The organism is Vicinamibacterales bacterium, from assembly GCA_035699745.1.
GTDB lineage: Bacteria > Acidobacteriota > Vicinamibacteria > Vicinamibacterales > 2-12-FULL-66-21 > JAICSD01.
Window position 1 is genome coordinate 1 of record DASSPH010000017.1, and the last position, 18,485, is coordinate 18,485.

Here is an 18,485-nt window from a genome sequence, read left to right on the forward strand (position 1 = left end):
AGGAGATCGACTTCCGCGTCTCGATCCTGCCGACGCTGTTCGGCGAGAAGATCGTCATGCGCCTGCTCGACAAGGACAAGCTGATGCTCGACATGACGAAGCTCGGGTTCGAGCCCGACTCGCTTCGCAAGCTCGAGATCGCCATCGCCAGGCCGTGGGGCATGGTGCTGGTCACCGGCCCGACCGGCAGCGGCAAGACCAACACGCTCTATTCGTCGATCGCCAAGATCAACACGCCGGAAACCAACATCATGACGGCGGAAGACCCCGTCGAGTTCAACCTCGTCGGCGTCAACCAGGTGCAGGTGCGCGAGAACATCGGGCTGAACTTCGCCGCCGCGCTGCGCTCCTTCCTTCGCCAGGACCCCAACATCATCCTGGTCGGCGAAATCCGCGACTTCGAGACGGCGGAAATCGCGGTGAAGGCGTCGCTGACCGGCCACCTCGTGCTCTCGACGCTGCACACCAACGACGCGCCGAGCACGATCAGCCGCTTGATGAACATGGGCATCGAGCCGTTCCTCGTCGCCAGCTCGGTGAACCTGATCTGCGCGCAGCGCCTGGTGCGCCGCCTGTGCACGGAGTGCAAGACCGATCACCCGCACGATCCGCAGGCGCTGGTCGCCGCCGGCTTCACCGAGGAGGAGGCGCACCGCGTCATCCCGAAGAAGGGCAAGGGCTGCGAGCGCTGCAACAACACCGGCTACAAGGGGCGGGTCGGCCTCTACGAGGTGATGGAGATCACCGACGAGCTGCGCGAGCTGATTCTCGTCGGCGCGTCCGCGCTCGAGTTGAAGAAGAAGGCGGTGGACGAGGGCATGATCACGCTGCGGCGCAGCGGGCTGCACAAGGTGATGGAAGGCGTCACGTCGATCGAGGAAGTCGCGAGGGAGACGGTGAAGTAGCAGTGCGCGGTGCGCGGTGCGCGGTGCGCAGTGCGCAGTGCCAGTGCGCAGTGCCAGTGCGCAGTGCCAGTGCGCAGTGCCAGTGCGCAGGCGCAGTGCGCAGTGCCCGGCGGCCGTTGGGAGAGCGGAGAGCGGAAAGCGGAGAGCTGCTACTGAAAGCAGATAACTGAGACAAATATGGCAACCTTACCCGAACTGCTGCAGACGCTGGTCGAGAACAGCGGTTCCGACCTTCACATCACCACCGACACGCCGCCGCAGATCCGTGTGCACGGGCATCTGAAGCCGCTGGACCTGCCGCCGCTCGGGCCGGCCGACACCAAGTCGCTCGCCTACAGCGTGCTGACCGATCAGCAGAAGAAGCGGTTCGAAGAGGCGCAGGAGCTGGACTTCTCGTTCGGCATCCGCGGCATCGCGCGCTTCCGCTGCAACGTCTTCAACCAGCGCGGCGCCGTCGCCGCCGTCTACCGCGTCATCCCCGAGCAGATCAAAGGGTTCCATGAACTCGGCCTGCCGCCGGTGCTGGCGACGCTGGCGGAGCGGCCGCGCGGGCTGGTGCTCGTCACCGGGCCGACCGGATCGGGCAAGTCGACGACGCTGGCGGCGATGATCGACAAGATCAACACCGAGCGGCACGAGCACATCCTCACCATCGAGGACCCGATCGAGTTCGTCCACCCGCACAAGGGCTGCCTGGTCAACCAGCGCGAGGTGCACCAGGACACGCAGGGGTTCGCCAACGCGCTGCGCGCCGCGCTCCGCGAGGATCCGGACATCGTGCTGATCGGCGAGCTGCGCGATCTCGAGACCATCGAATCCGCGCTGCGCATCGCCGAGACCGGCCACTTGACGTTCGCGACGCTGCACACCAACTCGGCGGCGCAGACCATCAACCGCATCATCGACGTCTTCCCGGCGCACCAGCAGGGGCAGATCCGCACGCAGCTCTCGCTCGTGCTCGAAGGGATCGTCTGTCAGGCGCTGCTGCCGCGCGCCGACGGCAAGGGACGCGTCGTCTCGCTCGAGATCATGGTGCCGAACCCGGCGATCCGCAACCTGATTCGCGACGACAAGGTGCACCAGATCTATTCGACGATGCAGACCGGGCAGGAGAAGCTCGGGATGCAGACGATGAACCAGTCGCTGGCGACGCTGTATCAGAAGCGACTGATCACCCTCGAGGCGGCGATGAACGCGTCGTCGCTCAAGGACGAACTGGAGCAGATGATCAATCGCGGCGCCGGCGTGGTCGCGGGCGCCGGCATGGGACACCGGCCGGGCGCTGGTCTTCCGAACCGGCCGCCGGTCGCCCGGTAGCTTTGGGGTTGGGCTTTGGGATTTTCGAACCTCGAACCTCGAACCTCGGACCTCGGTAATCGGAGCATGTGATGCCTACTTTTGCGTATAGCGGACGGACGCGGGCCGGACAGACGGTGACCGGCGAGCGCGTCGCGGAGACGGTCGACGCGGCCATCGCGGCGCTGCGCCGCGAACAGATCCAGGTGACGCGTATCGATCCGGCGAAGGCCGCCGCCGAGCCCAAGGTGAAGGCCAAGAGCGGGGCAAAGGGGGCCAAGGCGCCGGCGAAGAACCTGGCGATCTTCACCCGGCAGTTCTCGGTCATGATCGACGCCGGGCTGCCGCTCGTGCAGTGTCTCGACATCCTCGGCAAGCAGGAGCCCGACAAGGGGTTCTCCGGCGTGATCCTGCAGGTGCGCTCCGACGTCGAATCGGGCGCGGCGCTGGCCGACGCGATGAAGAAGCACCCGCGCGCGTTCGACGCGCTCTACTCGAACATGATCGCGGCGGGCGAGGCCGGCGGCATCCTCGACACCATCCTCAAGCGGCTGGCGGTCTACATCGAGAAGAACGTCAAGCTGAAGGGGCAGGTCAAGTCGGCGATGATCTACCCGGCGGCGGTCATCATCATCGCGACGATCGTGGTGGCGGCGATTCTGTGGAAGGTCATCCCGACCTTCGCGCAGCTGTTCGCCGGCCTCGGCGCCCAGTTGCCGCTGCCGACCCGCGTGGTCATCGCCGCCAGCGACAACCTCGTGGCGTACGGACCGTTCATCCTCGTCGGCCTCGGCGGCGTCGGCTTCGCCATCAAGAAGTACTACGAGACCCCGGCGGGGCGCTATCAGATCGACGCGCTGGTGCTGAAGATGCCGATTCTCGGCATGATCATGCGCAAGATCGCGGTGGCCCGCTTCTGCCGGACGCTGTCGACGCTGCTCTCGTCCGGCGTGCCGATTCTCGACGGCCTCGACATCACGGCGCGCACCGCCGGCAACGCGGTGGTGGAGGAAGCGATCCAGAAGACGCGCTCCAGCATCGAGCGCGGCGAAACCGTGTCGGCGCCGCTGCGCGAGACCAACGTATTCCCGTCGATGGTGGTGCAGATGATCAACGTCGGCGAGACCACGGGCGCGCTCGACGCGATGCTGGCGAAGATCGCCGACTTCTACGAGGAGGAAGTCGACACCGCCGTGGCCGGACTGCTGACGCTGATGGAACCGATCATGATCGCCGTCCTCGGCGGCGTGGTCGGCGGCATCGTCATCGCGATGTACATGCCGATCTTCGACCTGATCTCGAAGTTGACGTAGGCACCGGCATCCAGAATCCGACGAACCGAAAGCACCAGGCATGACAGGGCCAACGAGCCGCGCGGGAGAGTCCGAGGGACGAAGCCCCTCGGCCGAGCACGCCGCACGGCGGCATCGGCTGTTGTGGCTGATCGCCGGCCGCGCGGCGGCGATCACGGCGCTCCTCGGCTCGGCGATCCTCGTCGAGTACCGCGGGCTGGGGGTGTTTCCCATCGACCCGTTCTTCGGGCTGCTCGGCCTCACCTACGCGCTGACGATCGTCTGGATCCTGACGCTGCGGTTCGTCGATCGCCACCCGTGGCTGATCGACGTGCAGCTGGCGTGCGACGCGCTGATCGCGTCGGCGATCGTGTATCTGACCGGCGGCGTGGGGAGCTACTTCTCGACCCTCTACACGCTGCCGATCATCGCCGCGAGCATGGTGCAGTCGTGGCGCGGTGGGCTGACGGTCAGCGTGCTGAGCGCAGCGATCTACTCCGCGCTCGTCATCGCGCAATACCAGCACGTGCCGCTGCCGCTGGTGGTCCCGCCCGAGAGCCTGCCGGCGCCGCGGATGGCGTTCTACTCGGTGGGGCTGAACGTCTTCGGGTTCCTCGCCGTCGCCGCGCTGAGCGGCTACCTGGCGGAGGGCCTGCGGCGGACCGGGGCGCAACTCGCCGAGACGTCGACGCAGCTCGCGGATCTCCAGGCGTTCAACCAGCACGTCATCGACAGCCTGACCAGCGGCCTCGCGACCTGCGACGTGCAGGGACGGCTGCTGACCTTCAACCACGCGGCCGAGGCGATTACCGGCGTTCCCGCGACTGATGCCGTCGGCGCCGACGTGCTGGCCGTGCTGCAGCTGCCGCCGCCGTTCCGCGCGCTGTTCGATCCCGGCCCGCGTCCGGTGCTGAAGCGCCGGGAGTACGGCTTCACCCGACCAGGCGGGCGGCCGATCGAGCTGGGCATCACCGTGGCGCCGCTGATCACGCCGCGCGGCGAGAGCGGGTTCCTGTTCACGTTCCTCGACGTGACCGAGCTGAAGCGCAAGGATCGCGAGGCCCGCGTGCAGCAGCGCCTCGCCGCCGTCGGCGAAATGGCCGCCGGCATCGCGCACGAGATCCGCAATCCGCTGGCGTCGATGGCCGGGTCGATCCAGATCCTGCGCGACGAGCTGCCGCTCACCAGCGAGCAGTCGCAGCTCATGGACATCGTGCTGCGCGAGTCGGACCGGCTGAACGAGACGATTCGCAACTTCCTGGCGTTCGCCAAGCCGCAGCGCTCGGCGGCGACCGACTTCGACGTCCGCCGCGTGGTCAGCGACGCGGCGCGGCTGCTCGAGAACAGCGCCGACGTCACCGCCGCCCACGCCATCGTCGTCGACGTGCCGCCGGATCCGGTGATCCTGCACGCCGACGAAGCGCAGATCCGGCAGATCGTGTGGAACCTCGCCACCAACGGGCTGCGCGCGATGCCCTCCGGGGGCCGGCTGCGGCTCGAGGTCCGGCGCGCGGCATCGGACGCCGCCGAGGGGGACGTGATCGTGGCGGTGCGCGACGACGGGGTGGGAATCGCGCCGGAAGACATGGACACCATCTTCCAGCCGTTCCGCGGCGGTTTCAGGGGAGGGACCGGGCTCGGACTCTCGATCGTCCACCGTATCGCGAGCGACTACGGCGGCGAAGTCCGCGTGGCCTCGGAGAAGGGGAAAGGCACCAGCGTGGAAGTGGCACTCCCGGTCGGCAGGCAGACCACACCGGAATGGGCGGCACCCGCCCGGGAGGAGGTCTGATCATGGCTACGGTGACCGCCGAACGCGCGGCTCCCGTCGAATCGGCCCGCATCCTCGTCGTCGACGACGAGCGATCGATGCGCGAGATGCTCGCCATTCTGCTCCGGCGCGAGGGGCACGAGGTGGCCGTCGCCGAGAACGGCCGCGGCGCGATCGAGCTGCTCGACCAGCGGCCGTTCGATCTCGTCGTCTCCGACGCGCGGATGCCCGACGTCGACGGGCTCGAGGTGCTGCGGCACGCGCGCAACATCAACCCGTCGGTGATCGCGATCATGGTGACCGCCTACGGCTCGCCGGATCTGCTGCGCGGCGTGGCGCAGCTCGGCGTCAACGACTACGTCGAGAAGCCGTTCAACACCGAGGTGCTGCGCTTCCGCATCCGCAAGGAGCTGGATCGCAAGCGGCTGCAGCAGGAGAACGTGCTGCTGAAGCGCGCGATGCACTCGGCCAACACCTTCGAGAACATCATCGGCAACAGCAGCGCGATGCTGCAGGTGTTCGAGCTGATCGAAACCATCGCCTCGACCGGCAGCACGGTGCTGATCACCGGCGAGTCGGGCACCGGCAAGGAGCTGGTGGCGCGCGCCATCCACGTGCGCTCGCCGCGGAGCGATCGGCCGTTCGTCGCCGTCAACTGCGGCGCGCTGACCGAGACGCTGCTCGACTCGGAGCTCTTCGGCCACATGCGCGGCGCCTTCACCGGCGCCGACGGCAACAAGAAGGGGCTCATCGAGGTCGCCGACAAGGGCACGATCTTCCTGGACGAGATCGGCGAGATGAGCGCGATGCTGCAGGTGAAGATCCTGCGCGTGCTGCAGGAACGGAAGTTCCGGCGCGTCGGCGGCACCGAGGAAGTGGACGCGGACATCCGCATCATCGCCGCGACCAATCGCGACCTCGGCCGGATGGTGGCGGAGGGGCAGTTCCGCGAGGATCTGTTCTACCGCATCAACGTCATTCCGGTGCGGCTGCCGTCGCTGCGCGAGCGCGCCGAAGACGTGCCGCTGCTCGCCGAGCACTTCGTCGCCCGGTTCGCCGCGCAGATGAAGAAGCCGATCACGGGCATCTCGGGGGCGGCGATGGCGTGCCTGCAAGGCTATCCGTGGCCGGGAAACGTCCGCGAGCTCGAGAACGCGATGGAGCGCGCGGTGGCGCTCGAGCGCACACCGTCGATCCTGCCGGAGAGCCTCCCCGAGACGGTCCGCGGGATGGAGCGGCCGATCGCGGCGCCGTCAACCGCCGGCGCCAGCGAAATCGCCGCCGGCCCGCGCGTGCTGCCCGAGAAGGGCTTCGACCTGGAGAAGCACGTCCAGCACCTCGAACGGGAGTACATCGCCGACGCGCTCCGGCAGGCCGGCGGCGTCAAGGTGAAGGCGGCCGAACTGCTGGGCATGAGCTTCCGGTCGTTCCGCTATTACATGAAGAAATACAATTTGAAGTGAGCCATCCGATATGACAATAGCTGACAGTTTAGGGCACGGAATCCGCGCCACGAACTGTCAGGTCTGACAAATATTGGCAACATTTTCTGGCACCCCACCCGGCCGGCGCCCTCGCACCGTCGTCCTAATTGCAGCTGCTGCAACACTTAGGCGAATCCGGCGGGCACCGGCGGCCGCGGCACCTGCCTTGCTCAGTCCGGGACCGGCGCAACCAGCGTTGCGAGCTTCCGTTTCTCAAACTTTGGAGGAAGAGGGTTTCACATGCGCAATCAGAAGGGTTTCACGCTCATCGAGCTCCTGATCGTCGTCGCGATCATCGGCATCATCGCCGCGATCGCGGTCCCCGGCCTGCTCCGCGCCCGTATCTCGGGTAACGAGGCCTCCGCCATTGGTTCGCTGCGCGCGGTCAGCAGCGCCCAGTCCACGTTCGCGGCCTCCTGCGCCAACGGCATGTATGCGCAGAGCCTGACCACGCTGGGCAGCGGCCCCTCGGGCGGCTCGGCGTTCATCAGCCCGGACCTCGGCGCGAGCGCGACGGTGACCAAGAGCGGCTACTCGGTCTCGATGACCGGGACCGCGGCGACCGGCACCACGGCGTGCAACGGCGCCACCGGCCTGGCCTCGGGCTACCACGCCTGGGCGGATCCGGTCTCGACGTCGACCGGCACGCGCTACTTCTTCACCAACACGACGGGCACGATCTGGCAGGCGACCAGCTCGATCGGCTCGGGCGGCAGCGACACGGCCTCCCCCTCGGGCGGCACCGCGATCCAGTAGTAACGGACCTCACCTCACTCTGAGGACGGAAGCAAGCCGGGTTCGCCGAGAGGCGGACCCGGCGTTTTCGTGTACCGGTCCGCGCCGGTCCTGCCGACTGCGTCCCCCCGGACGACAATTGCTGTCATGACGCCGCTGGTTGTCACCTCCGACAACCCTGTAAGACCGCTAAGTTCAAGCCGATACGTCTCTTAGCGAGCTTCGGTGCGAACGGCCGGGCTGGCATCGCCGTTGCTCATCCATGTGCATCCTCTTTTCAGGAGATGCAGAATGAAAGTCCGGAATCAGAACGGGTTCACACTCATCGAGCTGCTGATCGTCGTCGCGATCATCGGCATCATTGCGGCGATCGCGGTCCCCGGTCTGCTCCGGGCCCGCATCTCCGGCAATGAGGCGTCGGCCATCGGATCGCTGCGCGCCGTGAGCAGCGCGCAGTCCACGTTCGCGGCGTCCTGCGCCAACGGCATGTATGCGCAGGACCTGACCACGCTCGGCAGCGGCCCCTCGGGCGGTTCGGCATTCATCAGCCCGGACCTCGGCGCGAGCGCGACGGTGACCAAGAGCGGCTACTCGGTCTCGATGACCGGGACCGCCGCGACCGGCTCCACGGCCTGCAACGGCGCCACCGGCCTGGCCTCGGGCTACCACGCCTGGGCTGATCCGGTCTCGACGTCGACCGGCACGCGCTACTTCTTCACCAACACGACCGGCACGATCTGGCAGGCGACCAGCTCGATCGGCTCGGGCGGCAGCGACACGGCGTCCCCCTCGGGCGGCACGGCGATCCAGTAACAGCTGGAGGATCGGGTGATCGGGTGATCGGGTGATCGGGTGATCGAGCGATCGATCACCCGATTTTCCGTTCATGCGATTCGATCGATCCGCCGATAATCCGATCGCCCGATAACCCGATCGCCCGATCACCCGATCGCCCGATCACCCGATGTTCAAGTTCGCTCGCAGCCGCTGGCTGCTTCTCGCCGTCGCCGTGGCGACCGTTCCGGTCGCCGGCATGTTCACGCTTTCGAAGATCTTTTTCGTCCGCGACCTGACGATGGCGTTCCGGTCGCGATTTCTGTTTCTGCGCGACAGCGTCCACTCGGGCACGTTTCCGCTCTGGGATCCGTATCCGGCGCACGGCCAGCCCGCCGCGAACGACGCGCTGTATCAGTTGTTCCACCTCCCGTCGCTGCCCATCCGGCTGCTGCTGCCCGACGTCCTCGCCTACAACCTCTGGATCGCGCTCCCGATCCCGCTCGCCGCCGCCGGCATGTACCTGTTCCTGCGCCGCAGGCTGGGGCCGCAGGCCTCGGCGTTCGGCGCGGTCGCGTTCGCGGTGTCGGGACCGATCGTCTCGACGACGAATTTCCCCAACATGTCGTGGTCGGTCGTCGCCGCGCCGTACGTGTTCTGGGCGCTCGAGCGGCTGTTCGTCGAGCGGACCGCCAGGGCCATGACGGTGCTGGCGACAGCCATCGCGTGCCAGGCGCTGGCCGGGGAGCCGGTCTCGCTCGCCGCGACGCTGGCGATTGCCGCCGGCTATGTGCTGTTCCCGCAGGCGCGGTGGCGCGATCGCCGGCTCGCGATCGTCGCCGCGGCAGGCATGGCCGCCGGACTGCTCCTCGCCGCGATCCAGTACGTGCCGCTCGTCGCCGCCACCCGCGAGTCGATCCGCGGGACGATGGCGCCGAGCGATTTCTGGGCGTTCCATCCGCTGGCGCTGCTCGAGCTGCTGGTGCCGCACTTCTTCGGCGACTACTTCAACTCGAACCTGCGCGAGCTGGTGTGGATGCTCGCCCTCAACAGCCAGCGGGATCCGTTCTACTACACGATGTACGTCGGCGTGCCGATCGTGCTGCTCGCCGGCGTGGCGATGCTCTCGGGACGTCCGGGGACGCGGTTCTGGACGGTGGTGGTCGCCGCCTGCGCGATCGCGTCGCTCGGGCCGCATACGCCGCTCTATCCCGCGCTGCAGGAAATCGTGCCGCCGCTCAAGAGCTTCCGCTTCCCGGTGAAGTACCTGTCGCTGGCGGCGCTGGGAATCGCGACGCTCGCCGCGATGGCGTTCCAGTGGCTGCTCGATCGGCAGGTGCCGCCGCGCGCGCTGCGCCGCGTCCTGATCGTGACCGGGATCGCGGCGGCCCTCACCTATGGGCTGATCGCGTGGGTCCTGATCGCGCCGGAGTTGCCGATTCGCGGCTTCTTCCGCCTGGCGATCTGGGCGCACGTGCCGGCGCCGATTCAGGGAGCCGAGTTCCTGCTGTTCCGGGCGCGCCCGCTGCTCACCTCGCTGCTGTTGAAGATGCTGTGCGCGTCGTTCCTGCTCTGGCTCGCGGCTTCGGCGCGGCGCGAGCGGCGCACGGCGCTGGTCGTGTTCGCCGTCTTCGCGGGAATCGATCTGCTCGCCTCGAACTCCAGCGTGAACCCGACCACCGATCCCACGCTGCTGGAGAATCCGGAATGGTCGCGCAGCATCCCGAAGGACCTGCACGAGCGCGTCTACGTCGGCGGCCGGCTCGAGGGCTACGTGAACACGACGGACGTGGACGCGCCGAAGTACGCTCGCTACCTCGACGAATACACCGAGCTCGAACAGCGGTATCTGATCGTCGGCCAGTTCATCTTTCATCCGTCCGGCCACCGCATCCGCGAGTCGATGTCATACGATCTGCCGGTGCTGTGGCCGACCGACTTCGCGCGGGCCGGAGGGTGGTTCAGGATCGCTCCGCGCGCGGATCGGCTGCGCTTCCTCTCGCGGGTGGGAACGCGCTTCGTGGTGCTGCCGACGCCTCCGTATCCCGGGGCGCAGCCGCTGGCGCGCATGATCGGCGCGGAGCAGCTGCAGCTCTATGACTTCAACCCGAACGCGCGCCGGGCCTACGTCGTCCCCGACGCGCTCATGGGCCCCGACGTGAACTGGCAGATCCAGGGGCTGTTCATGGAGCGCTTCGATCCGGCGCGCGGTGTGCTCGTCAGCGAACCGCCGCCTCCGCCGGCCGGCGTGCCGGGCCGTCCGGTTCCCGCCTCGGCCACTTTTCTCGAAGACGGTCTTCAGCGGGTGGTGATCAAGGCGGGAACGCCGGGGGACGGCTACCTGGCGTTGTCGGACACGTACAACACGGACTGGCGCGTCGAGGTCGACGGGCGTCCTGCGCCGATGATGCGCGTCAACGGGCTCTTCCGCGGCGTGCACCTCACCCCGGGCGAGCACGTCGTCACGTTCACCTACCGGCCGCGGAAGTTCTATCTCGGCGCGGCGGTCAGCGCGCTCGCGGCGCTCGGCCTGGCGCTGGCCTGCGCGATCGAGCCGCGGCTCCGGCGCCGGCGCGCGTCAGCGCACCTGCAGCCAGACGCGGCTCCGGCGGCGCCCTGACGCGCATGGATGCGCGAACCGGCGGCCGCCGCTGGATTCCGCTCGTCGTCGCGCTGTCGCTGCTGCCCGTGCTCGGGCTCTTCACGACCCACCGCATCTTCTTCGTCCGCGACCTGTCGTTCTTCTTCTGGTCGCGGCACCTGTGGCTGCGCCACACGCTCGCCTCGGGGGAGGCGCCCTGGTGGGATCCGTACGTCGCGGCGGGGCAGTCCGCCATCGCGGACGCGCTGAATCAGCTGCTGATGCCGATCACGCTGGCGATCCGGCTGCTTCCTTCCGACGTGATCTCGTTCAACCTGTGGGTGGCGCTGCCGCTGCCGGTCGCGGCGGTGGGCACGTTCCTGTTCCTGCGCTGCCGCGACCTGCCGCCGGCGGCCGCGGCGCTCGGCGCCGCGGTCTTCGCACTGTCGGGACCGTCGGTCTCGATGCTCAACGCGCCGAACCTGTCTTGGTCGGTGGCGCTGCTGCCCTGGGTGCTGTGGAGTCTGACGCGCGGCGTCGGCGCGACCGCCATCGCGTACGCCCTGCAGGCGCTGTGCGGCGAGCCGGTGACGTGGGTGACGACGGGGTTGGTGGGGGGACTGTGGATCTTCCGCCTGAAGGCGGAAGCCGCCCACGGTTCTTTCCGCGCGCTCGCCGGGCTCGTCGCCGGCGCGCTGCTGGCATCGGCGCAGCTCGTCCCGACCGTGCTGGCGGGATTGCGCGCGCAGCGCGGCGCGCTCGCGACGCCCGATTTCTGGTCCGTACATCCCATCGCCTTGTGGGACGCCGTCGCGCCGAACGTGTTCGGCAACTACTACGACGCGTTCCTCGCCGACCTGCCGTGGATGGCCGCGCTCAACTTCGGCCGCGATCCGTTCTTCTACTCGCTGTACGTCGGACCGATCGTGCTCCTGCTCGCGGTCATCGGCACCGCGTCCCGGCTGCGAAGAAACGCGTTCTGGGCTGCCGTCGCGCTCGTCGGCATCGTCGCGGCGCTGGGCGGGTACACGCCGCTGTATCCGTTGGCGCGGAAGCTGATTCCTCAGTTGATGTACTTCCGCTTTCCGGTCAAGTACCTGGTGTTCGCGGTGTTCGCGGTTGCGGTGCTCGTTGCGGAAGGATGGACCGCTCTCGCGTCGCGCCGGCACGACTCCGGTGCGGTTCGCACCGTGCCGCGCGCGGCCGCGCTGCTCGGCGCGGTCGGACTCGCCGCCGCGGCGCTGTCGTTCTTCACGCCGGACCTGGTCTGGCAGGCGGCGCACTGGCTCGCGTCGGCGGCGCATCTGAAGGACCCGCCGGCGGGCGCGGCATTCCTCGCGCGGACCGCCCCGCCGCTCGCCGTTCGCGCATTCGCGCTGCTGCTCGCCGGCGCCGTCCTCGCGATCGCCGCCGAACGGCGGCCGCAGGCCTTCGCCGTGCTGTTCGTCGCCGTCTGCGCCGATCTGGCGGTGACCAACGGCGACATCAATCTCACCATGGACGCGAAGCGCCTGGCGCCGCCGGACTGGTATCTCGCCGCCGCCGGGCCGCAGCGCGTCTACATCGGCGGCCGGATGCGCGGCTTCATGAACGCCGCCGATCCGGACGGCGTGAAGGAATGGCAGATCCCCGCCGAGGCCACCGCCGTGGAGGGGCGCATGCTGCTGAACGCGCAACTGCCGATGGCGCCCTCGGGCTGGCGCGTCCGCGAAGCGCTGTCCTACGACTTGCCATACCTCTGGCCGGCGGAGTACGAAGCGACGCTGCGGCGCTTCGAGGAAGCGGAGCGCGACGCGCGGGCGGCGTTTCTGCGGCGGAGCGGCGTGCGCAAATGCGTGCTTCCGGAGGACGAGCCGCGCCAGTACTCTCCCGTCGCCGCGGTCCCGGACTGGAACATGATCGTCTTCCAGTGCGATCCCGGGGCCCGGCGCGCGTTTCTGCCTCCCACGGTGGAGGTCGCGAACGATCCGGACGACCTCGCGTGGCAGCGGGAGGCGTTGTTCGATCCGGCGCTGTGGGACGATGTCGCCAGGGTGGACCGCATGCCGGCGGTCGCCGGGCGGCCCGGGCCGCCGGAGCCGCCGTCGGTCCGCATCGTCCACGACGGCGCCAGCACGGTCGTGCTCGAGGCCACGCTGAACCGGCAGGGGCTCGTGGTGCTGCGTGACACCTACGATCCCTCCTGGCGCGCCGAGGTGGACGGGCAGCCGGCGGAGATCGCGCGCGTGAACGGACGGTACCGCGGCGTGTCGCTGCCGCCGGGACGCCACGTGATACGGTTGGTCTACCGGCCGCGCGACTTCACAACAGGTCTAATCCTTTCAATGATTGCAGCAACCGGGCTCGGGCTCGGACTCGGGTTCTTCGGGTTCCTCGGGTTCTTCGGGTTCTCCAGGTTCCTCGGGTCGAACCCGAAGAACCTGAACCCGGAGAACCTGAACCCGGAGAACCTGAGGAACCTGAAGAACCCGAAGAACCCGAACAACCCGAACAACCCGAACAACCCGAACACCCCGTCCCCCCCGGTGGACCGCGGCTTTACGCTGATGGAACTGATGATCGTGCTGGCGGTGATCGGGATCCTCCTGACGATCGCGTTCGTTCAGTATCGCGGCATGCAGGCGCGCGGGAACGATGCCTCGGCGGTCGCGTCGCTCCGCGCGATCGCGGCGGCGCAGTGGCAGTTCGCGCTCACCTGCGGGAACATGAAATACGCGACGGTGCTGCCGGATCTGGCCAAACCGGTGCCCGCGACGGGCGAGGGGTTCCTCAGCCCGGACCTCACGACCGCGGACACGTTCGAGAAGTCCGGCTACATGTTCACGATGACAGGCAAGCCGCTGGACGACGCGCCGGCCGCGTGCAACGGGGCTCCCGTGGCCGCCGGGTACGCGGCCACCGCCGACCCGGTGCGGCCCGGGGTGACCGGCAACTACTTCTACGGCGTGAATGCCGACCGCATCCTGTTCGTCGACGAGCAGGAGACCTACACCGGGAACCTGGGGGAATCCGGGGCGGCGGGGCACGGCGGAGAGGTGCGGTAAAATACGAGGGTTCTCATGACATCCCTGTCCCGGAAGCTGCTGGTTCTGTGTGCGCTGCTCGGCCTCGGGGCGTCGAGTGCGGCCACCTACGTCCACTACAACCTGATTCGCAACCCTGACTACTCCAGCTTCTGCGACATCAACGCGACGGTGTCGTGCAAGGCTGCCTATCTGAGCCAGTACGGCTCGGTGATGGGGGTGCCGGTCGCGGTCGGCGGCATCGTTTTCTTCGGGTGGGTGCTGTTGATGCTGTGGGGGGCGGCGGGGAAGAGCCGCATCAAGGACAGCGCGCCCGCATACATCTTCGCGGGATCGACGCTCGCCCTCGCCATCGTCCTGTATCTCGCCTACGCGTCGTTCTTCGTGCTGAAGGAAGTCTGCCCGCTGTGCGTCGCCACCTACGTCGCGGTGATCGGGATCTTCATCGTTTCCGGAGGAGCCAGTTCCGTGCCGATGTCCTCGCTGCCCAAGCGCGCCCTTGCCGACATGCGCGTCCTGATTGCCACGCCGCTGGCGCTGGTGATCGCGCTCCTGTTCGTCGCCGGCACGGCTCTCGGCCTGACGACGTTCCCGCGTGAAGCCGCCTCGGGCGGAGGTGCGGTCGCGTCGGTCGCCGCGGCGGCCGCCGCGCCGGCGGCGCCGCTCACCGCACAGCAGCAGGAGGAGCTCCAGCGCTGGTGGGCGATGCAGCCGGTCTCGCCGGACTTCCCCTACCCGAACGAGGGGGCGAAGGTCCTCATCGTGGAGTTCGCCGACTTCCAGTGCCCGCATTGCCGCCAGATGTATCTGGCCTACAAGCCGATCCTCGACAAGTTCCAGGCGCAGTATCCCAAAGACGTGAAGTTCGTCTTCAAGACGTGGCCGATCAGCTCCAAGTGCAATCCGACGGTGCCGGGGATCAATTTCGTGGCGACGTGCGAAGCGTCGGCGGCGTATCAGATGGCGAAGAAGAACGGCACCGACGATCGGATGAAGGACTGGTTCTTCGTCAACCAGGAACAGATCAGCGTCGCCACCGTGAAGCGCATCGCCGGCGAGATGGCCGGCGTGAAAGACTTCGAAGCGGAGTATCAGAAGGTGATCGGCCAGGTCCGATCCGACGCGGAGGCCGGCTCGAAGCTCGGCGTCAACTCGACCCCGTCGTTCTTCGTCAACGCCAGGCGCATTCCCGGCGGCGGGATGCCGCCGCAGTATTTCGAGGCCCTGCTCGATCTGGAGTTGAAGAAGGCGAAGTAGTTGACGTCCGCCATCCGCATCCGCGAGCTGAGCAAGGACTTCTACGTCGGCTTCTGGCGCCCCCGCCCGTATCGGGCGCTGGATCGGCTCTCCCTCGACGTCGCGCCGGGCGATGTCTTCGGCTTCCTGGGCCCCAACGGCGCGGGCAAGACCACCACACTCAAGCTGCTCATGCAGCTCGTCTTCCCGACGAGCGGCGACGCCGAGATCCTCGGGCGGCCGCTGGGCGACGTCGCGGTGCGCCGGCGGATCGGATACCTGCCGGAGAATCCCTTCTTCTACGACCATCTGACCGCGGAGGAACTGCTCGACTACTACGGCCGGCTGTTCGGCATGCCTGCCGCGGATCGGCGGCGGAAGATCGCGGCGACGCTCGATCGGCTCGGCATCGGCGCCGAGCGCCGGCTGCCGCTGCGCAAGTACTCGAAAGGGATGCTGCAGCGGACCGGGCTCGCGCAGGCGGTGCTCAACGATCCGGACGTGCTGTTCCTCGATGAGCCGATGTCGGGGCTCGATCCGCTCGGCCGCCGCGACGTGCGCGCGCTGATGCTCGAGCTGCGCGATCAGGGCCGGACGATCTTCTTCAGCTCGCACATCCTCTCGGACGCTGAAGCGCTGTGCAGCCAGGTGGGGATCGTCGCCAAGGGACGGCTCGCCGCCGCGGGGCCGCTCAACGAGCTGCGCGAGTTCGCGGTCCACGGATGGGAGCTGGTCATGGCCGGCGTTCCCGCCAGCGCGCTCGACCGCCTGCGCGCGCGCGCGCAGCGCCTCCACGCGATCGCCGGCGATCGCTACGTCATCGAACTCCCGCCGGACGGGCGGCCCGAAGAACTGCTGCGCGAGCTCACCGGCGCGGGGGCCGCGCTGGTCTCGCTGAACCCGCTGCGCGAAACGCTCGAGGACGTGTTCGTCCGCCGCGTCGCCGAGATCGGCGACGGCGCGAGGGCGCAGTCGTGAACACGGCGCGCTGGGTCGCGCTCGCCGTCTTCCGCGAGTCGGTGCGCGACCGCGTCTTCTACAACCTCGTGCTGTTCGCGCTCCTGCTGATCGGCGCGTCGATTCTCATCGGACAGCTGACGGCCGGGCAGGACGTCAAGATCATCAAGGACCTCGGGCTGGCGGCCACGTCGCTGTTCGGGCTGTTCATCGCCATCTTCGTCGGCATCAACCTCGTCTCGAAGGAAGTCGACCGGCGCAGCGTCTATCCGCTCTTCGCCAAGCCGATCCGCCGCTCGGAGTTCATCGCCGGCAAGTACGCGGGCCTCCTGCTCACGCTGTTCGTCAACGTGCTGGTCATGACCGTCGCGCTCTACGTCGTCCTCTTCTTCCTGGCGCGCGGCGTGCCGGAAGAGATTCAGCGCGCCTGGGATGCGCCGGCCCTCGATCCGGCGCTGCTCAAGGCCTTCGCGCTGATCTACGTGAACCTGGCGGTGGTCACCGCGGTGGCGCTGTTCTTCTCCAGCTACTCGAGCCCGATGCTCTCCGCCGTCTTCACGCTCGGCGTCTACGTCGTCGGGCAGTTCAACGCCGACCTGAAGAACTTCGAGAGCATCGTCGACTCGCCGGCGGCGGTCGCGCTCGCGCGGGCGTGCTATTACCTGCTGCCCGATTTCGCGCGCTTCGACGTCAAGCTGGCCGTCGTGCACGGGATCCCGGTATCAGGGGCATATCTCGCGTCCACGGCCGCGTACGCCGCTCTCTACATCGCGGCGCTGCTGTTCGGGGCGATGGTGATCTTCGCGCGGAGGGACTTCAAGTGAAGCCGGCGATCGGCGCGGTGGTGTGTCTCACCGGCGCCGTTTCCCTGCACGCCGTGCAGGATCGCTGGCCGGCGCCCGCGGTCGACCGCCCCGAGCTCCTCTACGTCCGCTCGCCGGCGGCCATGAAGCGCGCGCTGCTCGGGTACGACGCGTTCGCCGCCGACGTCTATTGGATCCGCGCGCTGCAGCACTTCGGCAGCGAACGCCTCTCGCCGCCCGGGCACGTCCGCACCTACTCGCTGCTGTATCCGCTGCTCGACCTGACGACGACGCTGGATCCGTATTTCAGCATCGCCTACAGGTTCGGCGCGATCTTCCTCGGCGAGCCGTATCCCGGCGGGCCGGGGCGGCCGGACCTCGCGATCGCGCTGCTGAAGAAGGGCATCGCGGCGCAGCCCGGGAAATGGCAGTACCTGCAGGACCTCGGGTTCGTCTACTACTGGCACCTGCGCGATCACAAGACCGCGGCGGCGACGTTTCAGCAGGCCTCCGGGATGCCGGGCGCGCCCAACTGGCTGCAGCCGCTCGCCGCCGTCACGCTCGCCGAAGGCGGGCAGCGTGACGCCTCGCGCGCGTTGTGGCAGCAGCTCGCGAAGGCCGACGAGCCGTGGCTGCGCGACTCCGCGCACCTGCGCCTGACACAGCTCGACGCGATGGAGATCATGGACGCCTGGTCGCGGGTCCGCCGCGAGCGCGGCATCACCCCGCCGATGCCGCTCGACCCCACCGGCACCCCCTTCGTGATCGATCCCGCGACCGGGGGGATCACCATCGCGCGGGAGTCGAAGCTGTTCCCGCTTCCCGGTCAGCTGCAGCCGCCGCGATGATGCCGCCCTCCGGGACCGTCGAGATCGTCCTCGCGCTCGCGGGACTCTGCATCGGCAGCTTCCTCAACGTCTGCATCCACCGCCTGCCGCTGAAGCAGTCGGTCGTGCATCCCGGCTCGCGCTGCCCGGACTGCGGCTACGCGCTGCGCTGGTACGACAACGTGCCGGTGCTCAGCTACGCCATGCTGCGCGGCCGCTGCCGATCCTGCTCGCGCCCGATCTCGCTGCAGTATCCGCTCATCGAGGTCGCGACCGCCGCCATCTTCGTCGCGCACTGGTACGCGTTCGGCCCGACGGCGATGCTGCCGGTGCGGCTGGTGTTCGCGTGCGCGCTGATCGTGCTGTTCATGATCGATCTCGAGCATCAGATCCTGCCCGACGTCATCACGCTGCCGGGGATCGTCGCCGGCGTGATCGGCAGCCTCTTCCTGCCGCCGGGCCCCATGATGTCGGTGCTCGGCGTGGTCGCGGGCGGCGGACTGCTCTGGGCGATCGCCGAGGCCTGGTACCGGCTGCGCAAGGTCGACGCCATGGGGTTCGGGGACGTCAAGATGCTCGCCATGGTCGGCGCCTGGCTCGGCGTGAAGATGGTGCTGGTCACGTTCGTGCTGTCGTCGATGCTCGGCGGCCTGGTCGGCGCGCTGCTGATCGGTTCGCGCCGCGCCGACATGGCCACCAGAGTGCCGTTCGGGACGATGCTCGCGGTCGGCGCGCTGGTCGCGAGCATGTACGGGGAAGCGCTGCTGTCGTGGTATCTCACCACGCTGGGGGGCTGACCGC

The 18,485-nt window shown here is 68.3% G+C and carries 14 protein-coding genes; all 14 read left to right on the plus strand.

What is annotated here, in order from left to right; genetic code table 11:
• Positions 1-905 (plus strand): ATPase, T2SS/T4P/T4SS family (locus tag VFK57_02955; GenBank protein HET7694639.1); only part of this gene is annotated, 905 nt, incomplete at its 5' end.
• Positions 906-1,082: 177 nt separating this feature from the next.
• Positions 1,083-2,222, plus strand: a complete 1,140-nt coding sequence (locus VFK57_02960; protein HET7694640.1) for a type IV pilus twitching motility protein PilT — start codon at positions 1,083-1,085, stop codon at positions 2,220-2,222.
• Between the two features lie 71 nt (positions 2,223-2,293).
• A complete protein-coding gene (locus VFK57_02965; protein ID HET7694641.1) occupies positions 2,294-3,514 on the plus strand; it encodes a type II secretion system F family protein in 1,221 nt (406 codons plus the stop codon).
• Between the two features lie 40 nt (positions 3,515-3,554).
• The gene (locus VFK57_02970; GenBank protein HET7694642.1) at positions 3,555-5,285 is read left to right on the plus strand and encodes an ATP-binding protein; all 1,731 of its coding nucleotides are present in this window, start codon (positions 3,555-3,557) and stop codon (positions 5,283-5,285) included.
• 2 nt (positions 5,286-5,287) lie between these two features.
• A complete protein-coding gene (locus tag VFK57_02975; protein HET7694643.1) occupies positions 5,288-6,727 on the plus strand; it encodes a sigma-54 dependent transcriptional regulator in 1,440 nt (479 codons plus the stop codon).
• 261 nt (positions 6,728-6,988) lie between these two features.
• Entirely contained in the window at positions 6,989-7,504 is a 516-nt protein-coding gene (locus VFK57_02980; protein HET7694644.1) for a prepilin-type N-terminal cleavage/methylation domain-containing protein, read from the plus strand.
• A gap of 270 nt (positions 7,505-7,774) precedes the next feature.
• Entirely contained in the window at positions 7,775-8,296 is a 522-nt protein-coding gene (locus tag VFK57_02985) for a prepilin-type N-terminal cleavage/methylation domain-containing protein (protein ID HET7694645.1), read from the plus strand.
• Between the two features lie 151 nt (positions 8,297-8,447).
• Complete coding sequence (locus VFK57_02990; GenBank protein ID HET7694646.1) at positions 8,448-10,877, plus strand: YfhO family protein; 2,430 nt, start codon at positions 8,448-8,450, stop codon at positions 10,875-10,877.
• 5 nt (positions 10,878-10,882) lie between these two features.
• The gene (locus VFK57_02995; GenBank protein HET7694647.1) at positions 10,883-13,882 is read left to right on the plus strand and encodes a prepilin-type N-terminal cleavage/methylation domain-containing protein; all 3,000 of its coding nucleotides are present in this window, start codon (positions 10,883-10,885) and stop codon (positions 13,880-13,882) included.
• A 15-nt stretch (positions 13,883-13,897) separates the two neighbouring features.
• Positions 13,898-15,118: a vitamin K epoxide reductase family protein gene (locus VFK57_03000; GenBank protein HET7694648.1), complete on the plus strand. Its 1,221-nt coding sequence runs from the start codon at positions 13,898-13,900 to the stop codon at positions 15,116-15,118.
• Positions 15,119-16,075: an ABC transporter ATP-binding protein gene (locus VFK57_03005; protein HET7694649.1), complete on the plus strand. Its 957-nt coding sequence runs from the start codon at positions 15,119-15,121 to the stop codon at positions 16,073-16,075.
• The gene (locus tag VFK57_03010) at positions 16,072-16,878 is read left to right on the plus strand and encodes an ABC transporter permease (GenBank protein ID HET7694650.1); all 807 of its coding nucleotides are present in this window, start codon (positions 16,072-16,074) and stop codon (positions 16,876-16,878) included. The genes VFK57_03005 and VFK57_03010 overlap by 4 nt, the downstream gene beginning before the upstream one ends.
• Positions 16,875-17,705, plus strand: a complete 831-nt coding sequence (locus VFK57_03015; GenBank protein HET7694651.1) for a hypothetical protein — start codon at positions 16,875-16,877, stop codon at positions 17,703-17,705. Before VFK57_03010 ends, VFK57_03015 begins: the two co-directional genes overlap by 4 nt.
• Entirely contained in the window at positions 17,705-18,481 is a 777-nt protein-coding gene (locus tag VFK57_03020; GenBank protein ID HET7694652.1) for an A24 family peptidase, read from the plus strand. The genes VFK57_03015 and VFK57_03020 overlap by 1 nt, the downstream gene beginning before the upstream one ends.
• Positions 18,482-18,485: the final 4 nt, after the last annotated feature.